Origin of the sequence: Paracoccus endophyticus (genome assembly GCF_003286075.1) — a bacterium.
Taxonomy (GTDB): domain Bacteria; phylum Pseudomonadota; class Alphaproteobacteria; order Rhodobacterales; family Rhodobacteraceae; genus Paracoccus; species Paracoccus endophyticus.
Genome location: NZ_QLUV01000001.1, coordinates 133307 through 152311 on the forward strand (window position 1 = coordinate 133307; position 19005 = coordinate 152311).

Below are 19005 nucleotides of genomic sequence, written 5' to 3' on the forward strand. Positions count from 1 at the left end.
CGCGCGATGATCGGCAAGATCCTGAAGCTGCTGCTGCCCGTGCTGGCCTTTGCGGGCGGCGCGGTGGGGGGCGACCTGCTGCGCGGCGGCCCGGCGTCGCAGGCCGAGGCGGCGGCAGGGGCCGAGGGCGCTGCGGGCGCAGGGGCCCAAGCCGGCCACGGCGCACCCGCCGCGGAAAAGCCGGCGAACGGCCACGATGCCCCGGCACCTACGGCACCGCACGCGGCCCCCGCCGCGGCGGGCGGCGGCCACGGCGCGCCGGCGGCGGGCGCGGGCGGGCATGGCGGCGGGGACGGCGATCACGGCGCCGGGGGCGACGCGGCGGCGTGGTTCAAGTTTCCGCAGCAGTTCTTCGTTCCGGTGCTGCACGACGGACGGCTGGACAGCACCATGGTGCTGAGCCTGACGATTGAGATGCCGCAGGCGGTCAGCGAGACGGTCTATGCCCATGAACACAAGCTGCGCGACGCGCTGCTGCGGCAGTTGCTGATCCAGGCCAACACCGGCGGCTTTGACGGCAACTTCACCGCCGACGCGCATCTGCGGGCCCTGCGCGCGGCGCTGCTGGCGGCCGCGCAGGCGGTCGTTCCCCAGGTCGGCGACATCCTGATCGGCGACATCGCCCGCCAGGAGCGCTGAGGCACGGCCGCTGGCGCGGCGGGATCGCAGGCGCTAGGCCGGGCGCATGCTTGCGGCGCATCCCCGAATCGCGATCCTGATGGCGACCTTCGACGGGGGGCGGTTCCTGCGCGCGCAGCTGGACAGCCTGGTGGGCCAAAGCGTGACCGGCTGGCGGCTGGTGGTGTCCGACGACGGATCGCGCGACGACACCCGCGCCATCGTCGCGGCCTTCGCCGCCGCGAACCCCGGACGCGAGATCGCGCTGATCGAGGGACCGCGCCAGGGGGCCACGCGCAACTTTCTGCATCTGGCCGGACAGGTGCGGGCCGGGGAATGGCTGGCATGGTGCGACCAGGACGACGTGTGGCTGCCCGACCGGCTGGCCCGCGGGGTCGCCGCGCTGCCGGCCGACGGGCCCCCGGCGCTGCATGTCTGCCGCACCATCCTGTGCGCCGAGGATCTGACGCCGCTCGGCCCGGCGCCGCTTTATGCGCGCCCCGCGTCGTTCCGCAACGCGCTGGTCCAGGCCTGCACGCCCGGCAACACGACGCTGGTGAACCCGGCGGGCGCGGCGTTGCTGGCATCCGCGGCGCAGGCCGCGGCGCAGGCCGGCGTCGTGTCCCACGACTGGTTCACCTATCAGCTGATCGCGGGCGCGGGCGGGGCGGTGATCCGCGACCCGGCACAGACCGTCCTCTATCGCCAGCACCCCCGGAACGTGATGGGCCGCAACGACACGCTGCGGGCCCGGCTGGCGCGGGCGGCCCTGCTGGGGGGGGGCGACTACGGCTTATGGCTGGCGGCCAATACGGCCGCGCTGCGGGCGGTGGCGGACAGGCTGACGGCCGCGAACCGGCAGGTGCTGCGGGACTTCGGCAAGGCGCTGGCCAGTCCCGGGCCGGTCGCGGCGGCGCGGCTGGCGCGGCTTGGGGTCTATCGCCAGACGCGCACGGGCACGGCCGCGCTGCTGGCGGCGGCAGCGGCCGGGCGGCTGCGCCAGCGCACCAGCGGCTGACGGCGCGACCGGCAGGACCGCCGTGTTGCGGGCCGTTGCGAACCGGTTGATCCTGCAGGACTGCGGCAGGGTGCAGACTGATGGGGGTCAGGCGCGGCTGGCGTGGATCGAGTCTGTGGCCAGACCTGCGCGGGCACGGCCACGCCAGCGCACCAGCGGCTGACGGCGCGACCGGCAGGACCGCCGTGTTGCTGAGGGCCGCGAACCGGTCGGTGTGTCTCGATATCAGACAGGCGCCGGCCGATCCCGGGCTGGTCACGGCGGCGCGGCGGGGGCTCTAGGGCCGGACGCGCAGGCACCGCCGCCCGGCGCGCAGCGGCGGCCAAGCCGATGACGACGTGCAATGGGCCAAGGGCGCCGCGCTGCCCGCGGCCGCCGATCCGTCGATGCTGAAGGCGTCCAACACACCGCAGGCCGATTCGGGAGGCACGTCGCGGCGGCTGAACCCATCGCCAGACGCTCGCGCACCGCGCGGTTGCGGGACGGCGGCACCACCCTCGGCGCCCCCCGACCCCGCGCGGTCGTGCGCCCTGCTGGTGGTGCCGCGGTTCAGACCAGCCGGCCGTGGCAGGCCTTGAACCGCTCGCCCGACCCGCAGGGGCAGGGGTCGTTGCGCGCGGGATCGCCCCAGGTGGTCGGGTCGTCGGCGTCGAAGCCCGGGATCGCGCCCGCCACGTCGGCGACCTCGGCGTCCTCGTGAACCGCGACAGAGGTTCCGGCCTGCTGGGCCATCTGCGTCTGGAACTGGCGCATCATCTCGTCGCGCTCGGCCTGGGTCAGCGGGCGGATGCGGGCCAGCTGCTGGGTCACGTCGCCGCGCAGCCCGTCCAGCAGGGTCTGGAACAGCTGGAAGCTTTCGGTCTTGTATTCCGACAGCGGGTCGCGCTGCGCATAGCCGCGAAAGCCCACGACCGACCGCAGATGCTCGAGCGTCACCAGATGCTCGCGCCACTTGGCGTCGATGGCTTGCAGCAGCACCTGCTTTTCGATCTGCGCCATCTGCTCGGGGCCGAACTGCTCGGCCTTCTGCACCATATAGCTGTCGGTCGCGGCGGTGATGCGCTCGCGCAGCGCGGCCTGGTCCACGCCGTCCTCGGCGCCCCATTCCTCGATGGGCAGGTCCATGTTCAGCCGCTCGATCACGGCGGCCTTCAGCCCCTTCAGGTCCCACTGCTCGGCATAGGCGCGCTCGGGCATGAACTGCGCGGCCAGGTCGTCGATGACCTGGTGGCGCATGTCGCGGGTGATGTCGGCCACGTCGTCGGACTGCATGATTTCCAGCCGCTGCGAGAAGATCGCCTTGCGCTGGTCGTTCATCACGTCGTCGAACTTGAGCAGTTGCTTGCGGATGTCGAAGTTGCGGCCCTCGACCTTGGCCTGGGCGCGCTCCAGCGACTTGTTCACCCATGGGTGGATGATCGCCTCGCCCTCTTTCATGCCCAGGCTGGACAGCACCTTGTCCAGCCGCTCGGACCCGAAGATCCGCATCAGGTCGTCTTCCAGCGACAGGAAGAACAGCGACCGCCCCGGATCGCCCTGGCGGCCCGACCGGCCGCGCAGCTGGTTGTCGATGCGGCGGCTTTCGTGGCGCTCGGTGGCCAGCACGTACAGCCCGCCCGAGGCGAGGACCGCCTGCCTGTCGGCGGCGTGCTCGGCCTCGATCCGGGCGCGCAGCGCGTCGGGGTTGGCCTCGGGGTCGGCGGCCAGCGCCGCCATCACCTTCATCTCGACGTTGCCGCCCAGCTGGATGTCGGTGCCGCGGCCGGCCATGTTGGTGGCGATGGTGACGGCGCCGGGCTTGCCGGCGTCGGCCACGATCTGGGCCTCCTGCTCGTGCTGGCGGGCGTTCAGAACGTTGTGGGGGATGCCCTCGGCCTCGAGCATCCGCGACAGCATCTCGGATTTCTCGATCGAGGTCGTGCCGACCAGCAGGGGCTGGCCGCGGCCGTGGGCCTCGCGGATCGCCTCGATCACGGCGGCGTATTTCTCGGCCGCGGTGCGATAGACGCGGTCGTGGTCGTCGATGCGGGCGACGGGGCGGTTGGTCGGCACCTCGACCACGCCCAGCTTGTAGATCTCGGCGAACTCCTCGGCCTCGGTCACGGCGGTGCCGGTCATGCCCGCCAGCTTGTCGTACAGGCGGAAATAGTTCTGGAAGGTGACGCTGGCCAGCGTCACGTTCTCGGGCTGGATCTCGACGCCCTCCTTGGCCTCGATCGCCTGGTGCAGCCCGTCCGACAGGCGGCGTCCGGCCATCATGCGGCCGGTGAACTCGTCGATCAGCACCACCTCGCCGTCCTTGACGATATAGTTCTGGTCGCGGTGATACAGCTTGTGGGCCCGCAGCGCCTGGTTGGCGTGGTGCACGATGGTGGTCGATTCCGGGTCGTAGAGGGTCTGGCCCTCGGGCAGGATGCCGGCGGCGTGCAGGCGCTGCTCCATGAACTCGTTGCCATCCTCGGTGAAGGTGGCGTTGCGGGTCTTTTCGTCCAGCTTGAAATGCTCGGGCCGGATCTCGGGCACGATCTGGTCGAGCAGCTTGTACAGCTCGCTGCGGTCCTGCGACGGCCCCGAGATGATCAGCGGCGTGCGCGCCTCGTCGATCAGGATCGAATCGACCTCGTCCACGATGGCGAAGAAATGCCCGCGCTGGGTCATCTCGTCGATCGAGCCCTTCATGTTGTCGCGCAGATAGTCGAAGCCCAGCTCGTTGTTGGTGGCATAGGTCACGTCGGCGCGGTACGCGGCGCGCTTTTCCTGGTCGCCCTGGAACGGATAGACGACGCCCGTCGTCATTCCCAGCTGCGCAAAGACCTTGCCCATCCACTCGGCGTCGCGCTTGGCCAGATAGTCGTTGACCGTCACGATGTGGACGCCCTTGCCCGCGAGCGCGTTCAGATAGGCCGGGAAGGTGGCGACCAGGGTCTTGCCCTCGCCGGTCTTCATCTCGGCGATGTTGCCCTGGTGCAGGAAGATGCCGCCCATCAGCTGCGTGTCGAAGGCGCGCAGGCCCAAGGCGCGGCGCGCGCCCTCGCGGCAGGTGGCGAAGGCCTCGGGCAGCAGCGCGTCCAGCGACTCGCCCGACTGGGCGCGGCCTTGCAGGGTGCGGGTGCGCCCGATCAGGTCGGCGTCCGACAGCGCCTGGATCTGCGGTTCCAGCGCGTTGATCTGGCCGACCAGAGGCCGGACGGACTTGACCTTGCGGTCGTTCGGCGTGCCAAAGACCTTTTTCGCGAGATTGCCGATGCCGAGCATGGTGTCCTTGTCGGGTCTGTGGCGCCGCGGGCGCGCTGGCCCACTTGCCCCGACCGATGGCCTTGCCCTATCACAGGCCGGAAAATCGGCGGCGGGCGCGCATTTTCGGTTGCGCCGGATGTAGGCCCCGCCTTCACCACTGTCAACGCTGCCGCCCGGTCAACAGACCGTCATGCGCCAGCCCGGAAAGGGAATCCCCATGAAGCCTGCGACCCGTTCGACCGCCCCGTTCCCGGGGCTTTCCGCCGCACTGGTCGGCTTGCTGGCCTGCGCCGCGCCCGCCTTCGCGCAGACGCCGGCCCCGGCTGCTGCGCCCGCCGAAGCCGCGCCGACATCGGCCCCGACCCCTGCCCCGGCCGCGGGCGCGCCGACCGTGACGACCGCCGCGCCCGCGACCGGCCCTGCCAGCGCCGAGACCGTCGTGGCCACCGTCAACGGCGAGGCGATCACCCTGGGCCAGATGATCGCCATGAAATCGGGGCTGACCGACCAGCAGACGCAGGGCCTGCCGCCCGCGGCGCTGTATGACCTGATGCTGGACCAGATGATCCGGCAGACCGCCGTGGCCCAGCTTGGCCAGGGCCAGGTCACCGCCCGCGACAAGGCCGCGCTGGAGATCGACCGGCGCGCCTATCTGTCGGGAGCCGCCATGGAACGCATCGCCGCGGCCGAGCCGACCGAGGCCGAGCTGCGCGCGATCTACGACAAGGCGTTCCCCGCGCAGGCCGAGCCGAAGACGGAATACAGCGCCGCCCATATCCTGGTCGAGACCGAGGAGGCCGCCAAGGCCATCGCCGACGAGCTGGCCAAGGGCGCCGATTTCGGCACGCTGGCCGAGGAGCGGTCCACCGACAACAGCGGCCCGAACAAGGGCGACCTGGGCTGGTTCACGGCCGACATGATGGTCAAGCCGTTCGCCGACGCCGTGGTGGCGCTGGACAAGGGCCAGGTTTCCGCCCCCGTGCAGTCCCAGTTCGGCTGGCACATCATCAAGCTGAACGACAGCCGCACCCAGACGCCGCCCGCCTTCGACGAGGTCAAGGACCAGCTTGCCCTGCAGGTCCGCCGCGACCGCGTCGAGGCCGCGATCCAGGCCGAGGTCGGCCGCGCCGCCATCGAAAAGGTGCCGGGCGTCGATCCCGCCGCGCTGGACAACGCCGCGCTGCTGGAGAAGTGAGCATGGCCAGGGGCACCCGGACCAAGGGCCGCAAGGCGGCCGGCAAGGCAGAGGCCGGGCAAGACCCCGGGCACGAGCACGCGGAGGCGGGCGGCACGCCCGCCGGGCAGGCCCCCACGGCCGAGGACCGGGCGGCCCGCAAGACCGCCCGCGCCGGAAAGGGCGCCGGGAAAGCCGCCGACAAGGCCGGCAAGGCCGCCGCCAAGGCCGTGGGCAAGGCTGAAAAGGCGGCCGCCAGGGCCGCTGAACGGGCCGACAAGGCCGCGGCCAGGTCCGACAGGATGGCCGCGCGCGCCGCGGCCCGCCCGGACAAGTCGGGCGGCGCGGGCAAGTCGGGCGGCGGGGGCAAGGCTGCCCGGGCCCGGGCGGACGCCGCGCCTGCCCCCGCCCCTGCCGCAGCGGCGGCGATGCCCGCGGCCAAGCGGTTCGCCGTCTCGCCGCTGGCGCCCGCGCGCTTTCCCGACCTGCCCGTGATCGCGGGGGTCGAGTTCGCCGTCGGCGCGGCCGGCATCAAGTACCAGGGCCGCCCCGACGTGATGCTGGTCCGCCTGGCGCCCGGCACCGCGATCGCGGGCGCGTTCACGCGCTCGTCCACCCGCGCGGCCAGCATCCTCGACTGCCAGGACAAGCTGCAGGGCGCGCAGGACACCGACTCGGGCGCGGCCATCGTGGTGAACTCGGGCAACGCCAACGCCTTCACCGGGGCCGAGGGGCAGCGCGGCGTCGATGTCGTGACCGGCGCGGTGGCCCAGGCGCTGGGGGTGCCTGCGCGGCGGGTGTTCTCGTCCTCGACCGGGGTGATCGGAGAGCCGCTGCCGGTCGAGCGGATCGTCGCCATCGTGGACGACCTGCGCGCGCGCCTGGATGCGGGCGGCATCGCCGACGCGGCGCGCGCCATCATGACGACCGACACCTTCCCCAAGGGCGCCGCGGCCGAGATCGCGGGCAACGGCGGGCCGATTCGCATCGCGGGCATCGCCAAGGGCTCGGGGATGATCGCGCCCGACATGGCCACGATGCTGGTCTATCTGTTCACCGACGCCGCGATTGCGCCCGACGCGTTGCAGCGGATGCTGCGCCGGCACATGGACCGGACCTTCAACGCGATCACGGTGGACAGCGACACCTCGACCAGCGACGCGCTGATCCTGGCGGCGACGGGACAGTCCCGTGCGCAGCCCATCACCGACACGCGCGACAAGGTGGCGCGCGATTTCCAGGCGGCGCTGGGACGGGTGATGCTGGACCTGGCCCAGCAGGTCGTCCGCGACGGCGAGGGGGCGACCAAGTTCGTCGAGGTCGCGGTGACGGGTGCGGCCAGCACCGGCGACGCGCGCAAGGTGGCGATGGCCATCGCCAACAGCCCGCTGGTCAAGACCGCCCTCGCCGGCGAGGACGCGAACTGGGGCCGGGTCGTGGCCGCCGTCGGCAAGTCGGGCGCAAGCGCCGACCGCGACCGGCTGACGATCCGGTTCGGCGACATGGTGGTGGCCGAGAACGGCTGGCGCGCGCCGGGCTATGACGAGGCCGCCGCCAGCGCCTACATGAAGAGGCCTGAGCTGGTGATCGGCGTGGACCTGGGGCTGGGAAGCGGCGCCGCGACCGTGTGGACCTGCGACCTGACGCACCGTTATATCGACATCAACGCCGATTACCGGTCGTGACGCTGCTGCTGGTCGCGGCGGTCGCGCTGATCGACACGGAGGGGCGGGTGCTGCTGGCGCAGCGCCCGCCCGGCAAGTCGCTGGCCGGCCTGTGGGAGTTTCCCGGGGGCAAGGTCGATCCCGGCGAGACGCCCGAGCAGGCCCTGATCCGCGAACTGGACGAGGAACTGGGCATCCAGACTTGGAACAGCTGCCTGGCGCCGCTGACCTTCGCCAGCCACGCCTATGACGCGTTCCACCTGCTGATGCCGCTGTTCGCCTGCCGCCGCTGGCAGGGCGTGCCGCAGGGGCGCGAGGGACAGGCGCTGGCCTGGGTGCGCGCGGCCGACCTGTCCCGCTATCCCATGCCCCCCGCCGACCTGCCGCTGATCCCGATCCTGCGCGACTGGCTTTAGGCGCAGCCCGGCCCCTGGGGTGGTCGGCTGTAACAGATCTGCGTCATTTTCGCTCAATACGAAAAGTTCCGCCTCATTTTATGGCGTGTTAATAAATTATGACATATGTTAGGCCTTACCCCTGCAGCGGGTGCTTGCAGGCGCAAGGAGGGTCGCAAGTTGATTCGCACGATTACGGTCGGCAGCTGCATCTCGGTCCAGGGCATGTTCGAGCGCGACATGGGCGATGGTCACATCGCCGTGCGCGTCGGCGACCAGACCTATGTCGGCAAGCCGGTAAAGCGCTGACGCCCACAGCCAAGCGGTGGCACAGGCGGTGACACTCGGGGCGTCCCTCGCGGGGCGCCCTTTCGCATGGCACCGCCGCATCCGGGGCGGTGGCCGGTCGCCGCCGCCATGACAAAGGGCCGCCCAAGGGCGGCCCCCAGTCGCGCGGCGGCGCGGATCACAGCTGGCGCTGCACTTCCTCGCGCTCGAAGATCTCGATGACGTCGCCCTTGCGGATGTCGTCATAGTTCTCGAACGCCATGCCGCATTCCTGGCCGGACGTGACCTCCTTGACCTCGTCCTTGTAGCGTTTCAGCGTCTTGAGCGTGCCTTCGTGGATGACCACGTTGTCGCGCAGCAGGCGCACCCCGGCCGACCGGCGGGCCACGCCCTCGGTGACAAGGCAGCCCGCGACGTTGCCGACGCCGGTGACGCGGAACACTTCCCGGATCTCGGCATAGCCGATGAAGGTCTCGCGCACCTCGTTCTTGAGAAGGCCCGACGCCGCCGCCTTGATGTCGTCCACCAGGTCGTAGATGATCGAGTAGTAGCGGATCTCGACCCCCTTCTGGTTGGCGGCGTTGCGCGCAGGCGCGTTCGCCCGGACGTTGAAGCCGATCACCGGCGCGCTGCTGGCCTCGGCCAGGCCCACGTCCGATTCGGTGATGGCGCCCACGCCGGAATGCAGCACGCGGACCCGCACCTCGTCGTTGCCGACCTTTTCCAGCGCCTGCACGATCGCCTCGGCCGATCCCTGCACGTCGGCCTTGACGACGACGGGCAGTTCGGCGACCGATTCGTCGGCCTTGGCCTTGGCCATCAGCTCCTGCAGCGTGGTGGCGGCCCCGGCGGCGGCGCGCTTGTCCTTGGCGGCCGAGATGCGGTAATCCGCGATTTCGCGGGCCTGTGCCTCGGTTTCCACCACGTTCAGCACGTCACCCGCCTCGGGCGTGCCGTTCAGGCCCAGCACCTCGACGGGAACCGACGGACCGGCCTCGCTCACGCGCTCGCCCTTGTCGTCGATCAGCGCGCGGACCTTGCCCCACTGTTCGCCGACGACGAAGATGTCGCCCTGGCGCAGGGTGCCGTTCTGGACCAGCACGGTCGCGACGGGACCGCGGCCCACGTCCAGCTTGGCCTCGATCACCGCGCCCAAGGCGGCGCGCTCGGGGTTGGCGCGCAGTTCCAGGATCTCGGCCTGAAGCGCGATGGCCTCCAGCAGCTCGTCCAGGCCCTGGCCGGTATGGGCCGAGACCTCGACGTCCTGCACCTCGCCCGACATCGCCTCGACGACGACCTCGTGCTGCAGCAGGTCGGTGCGGACCTTCTGCGGGTTGGCCGAGGGCTTGTCGATCTTGTTGATCGCCACGATCATCGGAACGCCCGCGGCCTTGGCGTGGGCGATCGCCTCGACCGTCTGCGGCATCACCGCGTCGTCGGCGGCCACGACCAGCACCACGATGTCGGTCACGTTCGCGCCCCGCGCCCGCATGGACGTGAAGGCGGCGTGGCCGGGCGTGTCGAGGAAGGTCAGCACCGCCCCCGAATCCGTCGTCACCTGATAGGCGCCGATGTGCTGGGTGATGCCGCCCGCCTCGCCCGAGACGACGTTGGCATGGCGGATCTTGTCCAGCAGCGAGGTCTTGCCGTGGTCCACATGGCCCATGATCGTGATGATCGGCGGGCGCGACTGCAGATCCTCGTCGCGGTCATCGACGGTGTCGATCACCTGCTCGACGTCCGAATCGCTGACGCGGACGGCCTTGTGGCCGAATTCCTCGATCACCAGCTCGGCGGTGTCGGCGTCGATGGACTGGTTGGCCGTGACCATCATGCCCATCTTCATCAGCGACTTGATGACATCCGCGCCGCGCTCGGCCATGCGGTTGGCAAGTTCCTGCACGGTGATCGTCTCGGGCAGCTGGACGTCGCGGACCTGCTTTTCGGCGCGATGGGCCTGGCCCAGCGCCTTGGCGCGGGCCTTTTCCTGCTTGCGCTTCATCGCCGCAAGGCTGCGGACCCGGCCGCCGTCGCCCGACAGCGCCTGGGTCAGCGACAGCCGGCCGGTGCGGCGGCTGTCCTCGGCCTTGGCCTTGGCCTTGGCGTCGCTGTCGCCGCCGACGTCGCGGCGGTCGCGGTCGGTCCGGCGGGGTGTGGTGACGGCGACGCCCTTGGTTTCGGCGCGCGCGGCGGCGGCCTCGGCGGTCGCGCGGTCGGTCGATGCCGTCTGCGCGGGCTTCGCCGTGACCTCGGCTTTCTTGGCGGCGCGCAGCGCCTCCTCGCGCAGCTTGCGGGCCTCTTCCTCGGCGCGGGCCTTCAGGGCCTCTTCGCGCTCGCGCTCCTCGCGCTCCTTCGCCTCGATCTCGGCGCGGCGGCGCTCGCGCTCTTCGTCGCGGGCCTTTTCCTCGGCGGCGCGGCGGGCATTGTCCTCGGCCTCGCGCGACTTGGCGGCGGCCAGCGCCTTCAGGCGCCGCTCCATCTCGGCCTCGGTGATGCCGGCGGGACGCTTCGAGGGGTCGGAGGCCACGGCCGCCGGAGAGTTCGGACGCGGCGGCACGGCACCCGCGGCACCCGCGGCACCGGGTTTCGGCACCACGACGCGCTTGCGCTTGGTCTCGACGACCACGTTGTGCGTGCGACCGTGGCTGAAGCTCTGCTTCACCTGCCCCGCACGACCCGTTCCGCCGCCGCCCAGACCCAGTGGTTTCTTTCCGTCTTTATCGCTCATCCGCTCTCGAATCCTTCTCGGCAGCCAAACTGCCGTCATGCCCACGCAGACCGTTCAGTCTGCTGGCGTCCCTGATCACCTTTTCGGTCAGGCCCCCACGCGCGAGCGCGCTGTGTATGACATGATCGCGCCCGAAAGCCAAACCGATTTCGGACGCCGTAAGGCATCCGAACCAGCGGCCGCCGGGCGGCGTCCACAACTTGCCCTTGCCACGGTCCGACCCGTCGCTGGCCTGCAGCAGGACCTTGGCCTTGCCGGCGGCCAGCCAGTCCTTGACCTTCTCGAACCCGGCGACGGCGACCCCGGCCTTGCGCGCCAGCGACACCAGGTCGACGACGCGGCGGGCCAGTCCCGCCTCGATGCCGTCCACCAGGTCCGGCTCTGCCCTTACTTGGGCCTTGGCACCGCGGGAAAACAGACCCTTGGCGACAGCTTTTTCCAGCGACGCACGGTCACTGGCCACCCAGAAGCCGCGGCCGGGCAGTTTCTCGGCCAGATCGGGCACCACCGTGCCGTCGGGACCGGCGACAAAGCGGATCAGCCCGAACTTGGGCTGGACCTCGCCGGTGACGATGCACCGCCGTTCCGGCGTCTCGCGGTCCTTGGGCCGTCCCCCGCGCGTCAAGCGGCGATCCGGGGCGTTACACCCCGGCCTCCTGGCTGTCGGCGCCGCCGGTCTCGGCGGGCGCGGGGTGCAGCTCGTCGGGGTCGACCCAGCCCAGCATCACGCGGGCGGTCATCACCATGTCCTGCGCCTGTTCCAGGTTGATGCCGAAGGGCTCCAGCAGGCCGTCGTCCTTGACGCGCTGGCCACCTTGGGTGGTCCAGCCGCCGGCCAGCTCCCAGTCGGCGCAGGTGGCGAAGTCGTCCAGCGTCTTGACGCCGTCCTTGGCCAGCGCCTCGACCATCTGGGGGGTCAGGCCCTCGAAGGCGATCAGGCTGTCCTCGGCGCCAAGCGCGCGGGCGGCGTCCAGCGCGCGGCGGTTCGCGGCCTCCAGGTGGTCGCGGGCGCGGGCCTGCAACTCCTCGGCCGTGCCCTCGTCCACGCCATCGATGGACAAAAGCTCGTCCAGATCGACATAGGCCACCTCCTCGAGATTGGTGAAGCCCTCGGCCACCAGCAGCTGGGCGAAGAACTCGTCCAGGTCCAGCGCCTCCATGAACAGCTGCGTGCGGCTGTTGAACTCGGCCTGCCGGCGCTTGGATTCCTCCTCCTCGGTCAGGATGTCGATGTCGAGGCCCGTCAGCTGGCTGGCCAGCCGCACGTTCTGGCCGCGCCGGCCGATGGCCAGCGACAGCTGCTCCTCGGGGACGACGACCTCGATCCGGGTGGCGTCGGGATCGACGACGACCTTGGCGACCTCGGCCGGTTGCAGCGCGTTCACAAGGAAGGTCGCCTGGTCCTCGGACCACGGGATGATGTCGATCTTTTCGCCCTGCAACTCGCCCACCACGGCCTGCACGCGGCTGCCGCGCATGCCCACGCAGGCGCCCACCGGGTCGATCGAGCTGTCATAGGAGATCACGGCGATCTTGGCGCGCGAGCCGGGATCGCGGGCCACGGCCTTGATCTCGATGACGCCGTCGTAGATTTCCGGCACCTCCATCTTGAACAGCTCGGCCATGAACTGCGGGTCGGTGCGCGACAGGAAGATCTGCGGGCCCCGCGCCTCGCGGCGCACGTCCTTGACATAGGCGCGGATGCGGTCGTTGGGGCGATAGCTTTCGCGGCCGATCTTCTCGTTGCGGCGCAGGATCGCCTCGCCGCGGCCCACGTCCACGATGATGTTGCCGTATTCCTCGCGCTTGACGATGCCGTTGATGATCGTGCCGACGCGGTCGCGGAACTCTTCGTACTGCTGGTCGCGCTCGGCCTCGCGGACGCGTTGCAGGATGACCTGCTTGGCCGACTGCGCGGCGATGCGGCCCAGCTCGACCGGGGGCACCTCGTCCACGATCTCGTCGCCGACCTTGGGGTCGGGCAGATAGGGGCGGGCCTGCTCGACGGTCAGCTGCGCCTGATAATTCTCGACGGCGTCATCCTCGACCACGGTGCGGACGCGGGTAAAGCGCGCGTTGCCGGTCTTGCGGTCGATGGTCACGCGGATGTCCATTTCCGCGCCATAGCGCGACTTGGCCGCACGGGCGAGGCTGTCCTCCATCGCCTCGATCACCAGACCGGGGTCGATCATCTTTTCCCGCGCGACCGCCTCGGCGGTCTGCAACAGTTCAAGCTGGTTGGCAGAGGTGATCGCCATCACTCACTCCTTGTCGTCGGCGTCGTCGCCGGGCTGTTCCGTTTCAATCTCGTCGAAGGCGGCTTCGTCCAGCTCGGCCCCCCTGCCGTTGCCGATCCCCGCCCCGGCTTCGGCCCCCGGCGGCAGGGTGCCCGCCTCCTTGCGCTCTTTCAGCATCAGGGCGATCAGCTCGTCGGTCAGCACCAGCTTGGCATCCGACAGCCAGTCGAAGTTCAGGCCGATGGTGTGCACCTCGCCCCGCTCCTCGATGTTCAGCAGCACCTCGTCGCCGCCCTCGCCCGTCTCGACGCCCGCCAGAACCCCCTTGAAGCGCTTGCGCCCGTCGATGGGCTGGTTCGTCTCCAGCCGGGCCTCATAGCCCTCGAAGGTGGCAAAGTCCTTCAGCCGGGTCAGCGGCCGGTCGATGCCGGGGCTGGACACCTCAAGGTGATAAGGGTCCTCCAGCGGGTCCTCGACGTCCAGCGTGGCGCTGACCGCGGTCGAGATGTCGGCGCAGTCGTCCACGTTGATCCCGCCCTCGGGGCGGTCGGCCATGATCTGCAGCGTGGCCGTGCGCCCGCCCTGAAGGCGCAGGCGCACAAGCTCGAAGCCCAGGTCCTCGATCACCGGCTGGATGATCTCGGCCAGGCGCCGGTCGATGGCGGTCTTGGCGATGAGGTCGGTCATGTCCGATCCCTGAAATGAAAAACGGGCCGTCTGGGCGGCCCGTGCAAAAGCGTCCGGTGGGCAGGGTGTGGACGCCTGCGCCGCTGTCGAGGGGGATATAGCGGGTCGCCTGCCCCGATGCAAGGGGCTTGGCGGCCACGGCCGCAGGCCGCGCGGGTGGGGCGGACGGGGACCACGCCGCGTCCCCGGCCGGGGCGACGCCCCGCTGCGCCCACCGTTCTGCATCGCGCCCGCCTGCGCGGGTCCGCCTGACGCGCCCGCGCGGCCTAGCTGGCGGTGCCGTCCTGCGCCGCGCGGCCCGGCGTGCGGTCGGAATCGCGCGGGATCAGGTCGGCCTCGGGGGCCAGTTCGTGGGTCGCGGCGGCGGCCTCCTCCATGGTGTCGGCCTTTTCGCCCTCGTCCACCAGTTCGCGGGCCTCGTCCTCGTCCTCGTCCTCCAGCTCGGGCGGGTCCTCGCCGGCCAGGAAGTTGCCGAATTTTTCCAGCCCCGGGATATGGTCGGCCAGCACCCGCAGCACGACCAGCACCGGCACCGCGACGACCATGCCCAGGATCGACCACAGCCAGGCCCACAGCGCCACGGTCAGGAAGACCACGACCTCGTTCAGCTGCAACCGGCGCGAGACGAAATAGGGCGTGACGAACTGGCCCTCGATCGCGGTCAGGCCCAGAAAGGTCAGCCCGACCATGATCGGATACCACAGGTCGTCGAACACCAGCAGCGCGACCATCGCCGACACCACCGTCCCCAGGATCGCGCCGATGTACGGAATATAGTTCAGCACGAACCCCGCGACGCCGAACAGGATCGGGCTGGGCATTCCCCAGGCCCACATCGCCAGCCCGATGGCGACGCCCAGGCCCAGGTTGACCATGGTGATCGCGCCCAGATAGGTGCCCAGCCGGTCCTCGATCTCGCGCAGCGCCAGATAGGCGGCGCGCTTGTCCTTCATCGTCTCGAAGCTCTGCACGATCTTGAGATACAGAAGGTCCCCGGCGCTGAGCATGAAGAACAGCAGCACCAGCGTGAACACGATCTGCCCGGCGATGTCGGGCCCCAGCGTCAGCGCCTGCTGCAGGGTGGACGGGCCGTTGGTGCTGTCCACCTCGACCCGGATGTCCTGCGTCGTCGTCACGGGTGCGGCGCCGCCGGGTGCGGTGGTGGTCGTCATCGTGGCGGTCGCCGCAGCGCCCCCGGGGGCCGCGACCGCGGTGGTCCTTGCATCGCCGTCGGCCGCCGTCTGCACCGACACATCGCCGGGCAGCGCGGTCGTGACATCCGCGGGCGGGGCGCCCGCCGCCGGCGCGTCCACGGCCACCTCGCCCGACGAGATCTCGTCGATCTTGGCGGCCGCCTCCTCGATGCCGCGAAAGCTTTCGCGGATCGTCTGGAACCGCTCCTCGAGCCGGGTGGAGATGGTGGCGCTGTTGTCCATCAGGTTGCTGACGGGGCCCGAGACGAGATAGCCCAGCACGGCCATGCCCAGCACCAGCCCGACGACCACGATCCCGGCCGTGGCCGATGCCCCCACGCCCCGGCGCGACATGAAGCGGCGGAACGGCACGAACACGAAGAACAGCAGGAACGCCAGCGTCACCGGCATCAGGAAGCTGCGGGCCTCGGCGATGAAGCCGAAGCCCAGGATCAGGAAGATCCCGATGACCGGCCATCGCGGAAAGCTCCCGCGCTCGCCCTCGGGGCGGACATGGGCGGGAAAGCGGTGGCTGGTCACAAGGTCGCGCGGCGGCATGATGTCTCCGGGGGTGGGCGCGTCCGAACGCCCCCGCTCGCCGCCGGTTCCGCGCGCCCGCCCGGACCGGCCGCGCGCCCCGTCGCGCCGAACGGACGGCGCCCGCGCCCCGACAGGGCGGGGCCGCGCGCGCCGCGCCCGTCAGATCGGATGATCGCCCGTGGCGTCGATGACCCGCGTGGGCAGGCCCATGTCGCCCAGCAGCTCCAGGAACGGGCGCGCGGGCAGGTCCTCGACGTTGACCATGCGCTTCACGTCCCAGACGCCGCGGGCGATCAGGATCGCCGCCGCGACCGGGGGCACGCCCGCGGTATAGCTGATGCCCTGCGATCCGACCTCGGCATAGGCCTCGGCGTGGTCGGCGACGTTGTAGATGAACACCTCGCCCGGCTGGCCGTCGCGGGTGCCGCGCACCAGATCGCCGATGCAGGTCTTGCCGGTATAGTCGGGCGCCAGCGACGACGGGTCGGGCAGCACCGCCTTGACCACCTTCAGCGGCACGACCTGCTGGCCCTCGGCGGTGGTGACGGGCTGCTCGGACAGCAGGCCGAGGTTTTTCAGCACGGTGAAGACGTTGATGTAATGCGCGCCGAAGCCCATCCAGAACCGCACATCGGCCTGGGGATAGCGCGCGGACAGGGAATGCACCTCGTCATGGCCCGACAGATAGGCGGTCTGCTTGCCGACGACCGGCAGGTCCCATTCCCGGCCGACCTCGAACATCGCGTTCTCGCGCCATTCGCCGCCCTGCCAGGAATAGACGGTGCCGGTGAACTCGCGGAAGTTGATCTCGGGGTCGAAGTTGGTGGCGAACCAGCGGCCGTGGCTGCCCGCGTTGATGTCGACGATGTCGATCGACTCGATCGTGTCGAAATACTCGTCCTCGGCCAGTCGCGCATAGGCGTTGACGACGCCCGGGTCGAACCCCGCGCCCAGGATCGCGGTCACGCCCGCGGCCTCGACGGCCTCGCGGCGTTTCCATTCGTAGTTGCCGTACCAGGGCGGCGTTTCGCAGATCCTGGCCGGGTCCTCGTGGATCGCGGTGTCGATATAGGCCGCGCCCGTGTCGATGCAGCCCTGCAGAACCGTCATGTTGACGAAGGCGGACCCCACGTTGATGACGATCCGCGCGCCCGTGCGCCGGATCAGCGCGGCCACGGCCTCGGCGTCCATCGCATCCAGCGCATGGGTGGTGATGGTGCGCCCGTGCGCGGTGCCCTTGTCCCGGATCGTGCCGACGATCGCGTCCGCCTTGGCCTGCGTGCGGTTGGCGATGTGCAGGTCGCCGAACTCGTCGGCCCACTGCGCGACCTTGTGGGCGACCACCTGGGCCACGCCGCCGGCGCCGATGATCAGGACATTGGGTTTTTCCAAGGCGTTGTTCCCTTACGAAAGCGAGGCGCGAAAGTCGTCGTAACCGAAGCTGCGAACCGTGGTGATCGTTCCGTCCAGTTCGCGGATGCAGATGGCGGGCATCGCCACGCCATTGAACCAGTTCTTCTTGACCATCGTGTAACCTGCCGCGTCCTGCACGCTGATGCGGTCGCCGATTTTCAGGGGCGCGGGAAAGCGCGCGTCGCCGAAGATGTCGCCCGCAAGGCAGGACTGGCCCGCGATCTGATAGGCGTGCGCGCCATCCTGCGGCAGTTTGGCGTTTTCGCGATAGATCAGCAGGTCCAGCATGTGCGCCTCGACGCTGCTGTCCACCACCGCGACCTGCTTGCCGGTGTCCAGGATGTCCAGCACCGTCACCTCCAGCGTGGTGGTGCCGGTGATCGACGCCTCGCCGGGTTCCAGATAGACCTGCACCCCGAAGCGGTCGGCGAACGCCCGCAGCCGGTCGGCCAGCGCGTCCAGCGGATAGCCCTCGCCGGTGAAATGGATGCCGCCGCCCAAGGACACCCAGTCGAGCTTTTCCAGAAAGCCGCCGAACTCGGATTCGATCCGGTCGAGCTGGCCCGAGAACAGGTCGAAGTCCCGGTTTTCGCAGTTGTAATGGATCATCACGCCCGAGATGCGGTCCAGCGCGCGATCCAGCCGCGCCCTGTCCCACTCCCCCAGGCGCGAGAAGGGCCGCGCCGGGTCGGCCAGGTCAAAGCCCGAGGTCGAGAACCGCGGGTTCAGCCGCAGCCCGCGCGCGATCCCCTGCGCCCGATCGGCGAAGCGGTCAAGCTGGCCCAGGCTGTTGAAGATGATCTTGTCGGCATAGCCCACCGCCTCGTCGATCTCGTGATCGGCCCAGGCGACGGAATAGGCATGCGCCTCGCCCGCGAATGTCTCGCGCCCCAGCCGCAGCTCGTTCAGGCTGGACGAGGTGGTGCCGTCCATGGACTGCGCCATCTGGTCGAACACGCTCCAGGTCGCAAAGCATTTCAGCGCCAGCAGCGTCCTGGCCCCCGACCGTTCACGCAACCGGTCCATCTTGGCCATGTTGGCGGCAAGCCGCGCACGGTCGATCAGATAAAACGGCGTCTGCGGCGTGGTCATGCTGGTCGAACCCCGGCTTGAAAAGGCAAGGACGCGATATAGGTCCGCCCCCCTGCCGTGACAAGCGCATGCGGCAGGGGCATGACGGAACGGGGGCGGGGCCGGTGCGTTCGCCGAGGGGCGCCGCCGGGCGGACTGGCGATGGCAATCCGCCATGCCTAGATTGTGACGACCACAATGACCGCGAGGAGGAGACTGAATGTCCGAGAGCGTGACCAACGACCTGCTGCATGAGTTGATGAAGGCCATGCACCAGCGGTTCGACCGGCTGGAGCACACCCTGCGCGAGCAGGCCGCCGCTGCTGCCGAGGAACGGGAGCATCTGCGCCTGCTCATGCGGACCACGGGCCGGCACGAGGACGCCTTCGCCAGCGTAAACACGCGCCTTGATCGCATCGAGCGCCGCCTTGATCTGGTGGGTCAGCCATGAACAACAATACATTGGCGCGGAGAATCCGATGACTGCCCGTGTCGAAATCTATGCGACCCAGAGCTGCCCCTATTGCCACGCGGCCCGCGGACTTCTGTCGCGCAAGGGCGTTGACTACGACCTGATCGACGTCGGCCGCGATCCCGCGCGCCGGGCCGAGATGACGCAGCGCGCGAACGGACGCCGCACGGTGCCGCAGATCTTCATCGACGGCCAGCCGGTCGGCGGGTCCGACGACATCCACGCGCTGGACCGCGCGGGCAAGCTGGACGCGCTGCTGGGGCTGTGACG

At 70.1% G+C, this 19005-nt stretch carries 16 protein-coding genes; 8 read left to right on the forward strand and 8 right to left on the reverse strand.

Translation table 11 applies throughout. The annotated features are described in order from the left end of the window. The first annotated feature begins 6 nt into the window (after positions 1-6). Positions 7-639 carry a hypothetical protein gene (locus DPQ23_RS00675; protein WP_112872759.1) on the forward strand — a complete coding sequence of 211 codons (633 nt, stop codon included), beginning with the start codon at positions 7-9 and terminating at the stop codon, positions 637-639. 46 nt (positions 640-685) lie between these two features. Beyond that, positions 686-1636: a glycosyltransferase gene (locus DPQ23_RS00680; protein ID WP_112872760.1), complete on the forward strand. Its 951-nt coding sequence runs from the start codon at positions 686-688 to the stop codon at positions 1634-1636. A 549-nt stretch (positions 1637-2185) separates the two neighbouring features. On the opposite strand, the gene secA is transcribed toward DPQ23_RS00680, so the two are convergent. Continuing rightward, entirely contained in the window at positions 2186-4891 is a 2706-nt protein-coding gene (secA, locus tag DPQ23_RS00685) for a preprotein translocase subunit SecA (protein ID WP_112872761.1), read from the reverse strand. Between the two features lie 199 nt (positions 4892-5090). Here secA and DPQ23_RS00690 point away from each other — a divergent pair, with 199 nt between their 5' ends. The 4 genes from DPQ23_RS00690 (at position 5091) to DPQ23_RS16020 (ending at position 8415) form a co-directional block, all read left to right on the forward strand. Next, entirely contained in the window at positions 5091-6068 is a 978-nt protein-coding gene (locus DPQ23_RS00690) for a peptidylprolyl isomerase (RefSeq protein ID WP_112872762.1), read from the forward strand. A gap of 407 nt (positions 6069-6475) precedes the next feature. Beyond that, a complete protein-coding gene (gene argJ / locus DPQ23_RS00695) occupies positions 6476-7732 on the forward strand; it encodes a bifunctional glutamate N-acetyltransferase/amino-acid acetyltransferase ArgJ (RefSeq protein WP_162630620.1) in 1257 nt (418 codons plus the stop codon). Beyond that, a complete protein-coding gene (gene mutT / locus DPQ23_RS00700) occupies positions 7729-8127 on the forward strand; it encodes an 8-oxo-dGTP diphosphatase MutT (protein ID WP_112872763.1) in 399 nt (132 codons plus the stop codon). The genes argJ and mutT overlap by 4 nt, the downstream gene beginning before the upstream one ends. Positions 8128-8286: 159 nt before the next feature. Continuing rightward, the gene (locus DPQ23_RS16020) at positions 8287-8415 is read left to right on the forward strand and encodes a hypothetical protein (protein WP_276310541.1); all 129 of its coding nucleotides are present in this window, start codon (positions 8287-8289) and stop codon (positions 8413-8415) included. Positions 8416-8572: 157 nt separating this feature from the next. Here the strand turns inward: DPQ23_RS16020 and infB are convergent, their stop codons facing one another. The 7 genes from infB to DPQ23_RS00735 all read right to left on the reverse strand — a co-directional run bounded on the left by infB (position 8573) and on the right by DPQ23_RS00735 (position 18284). Continuing rightward, the gene (gene infB, locus DPQ23_RS00705; protein ID WP_112872764.1) at positions 8573-11122 is read right to left on the reverse strand and encodes a translation initiation factor IF-2; all 2550 of its coding nucleotides are present in this window, start codon (positions 11120-11122) and stop codon (positions 8573-8575) included. Then, the gene (locus DPQ23_RS00710; RefSeq protein ID WP_112872765.1) at positions 11112-11747 is read right to left on the reverse strand and encodes an RNA-binding protein; all 636 of its coding nucleotides are present in this window, start codon (positions 11745-11747) and stop codon (positions 11112-11114) included. The genes infB and DPQ23_RS00710 overlap by 11 nt, the downstream gene beginning before the upstream one ends. 16 nt (positions 11748-11763) lie before the next feature. Beyond that, entirely contained in the window at positions 11764-13380 is a 1617-nt protein-coding gene (gene nusA / locus DPQ23_RS00715) for a transcription termination factor NusA (RefSeq protein ID WP_112872766.1), read from the reverse strand. Positions 13381-13383: 3 nt separating this feature from the next. Beyond that, entirely contained in the window at positions 13384-14046 is a 663-nt protein-coding gene (gene rimP, locus DPQ23_RS00720) for a ribosome maturation factor RimP (protein ID WP_112872767.1), read from the reverse strand. A gap of 266 nt (positions 14047-14312) precedes the next feature. Continuing rightward, positions 14313-15797, reverse strand: coding sequence for an AI-2E family transporter (locus tag DPQ23_RS00725; protein ID WP_112872768.1), 1485 nt, complete (start codon positions 15795-15797; stop codon positions 14313-14315). A 141-nt stretch (positions 15798-15938) separates the two neighbouring features. After that, on the reverse strand, positions 15939-17171 hold the full coding sequence (locus tag DPQ23_RS00730) for a saccharopine dehydrogenase family protein (RefSeq protein WP_112872769.1): 1233 nt from the start codon (positions 17169-17171) through the stop codon (positions 15939-15941). Between the two features lie 12 nt (positions 17172-17183). Continuing rightward, positions 17184-18284 (reverse strand): carboxynorspermidine decarboxylase, encoded by a 1101-nt coding sequence (locus DPQ23_RS00735; protein ID WP_112872770.1) that lies wholly within the window; start codon positions 18282-18284, stop codon positions 17184-17186. A 199-nt stretch (positions 18285-18483) separates the two neighbouring features. On the opposite strand from DPQ23_RS00735, the gene DPQ23_RS00740 reads away from it, so the two are divergent. Together DPQ23_RS00740 and grxC are read left to right on the forward strand one after the other, a co-directional pair. Beyond that, entirely contained in the window at positions 18484-18714 is a 231-nt protein-coding gene (locus tag DPQ23_RS00740; protein WP_112872771.1) for a hypothetical protein, read from the forward strand. A 28-nt stretch (positions 18715-18742) separates the two neighbouring features. Beyond that, the gene (gene grxC, locus DPQ23_RS00745; protein WP_112872772.1) at positions 18743-19003 is read left to right on the forward strand and encodes a glutaredoxin 3; all 261 of its coding nucleotides are present in this window, start codon (positions 18743-18745) and stop codon (positions 19001-19003) included. The last annotated feature ends 2 nt before the right edge of the window (positions 19004-19005 follow it).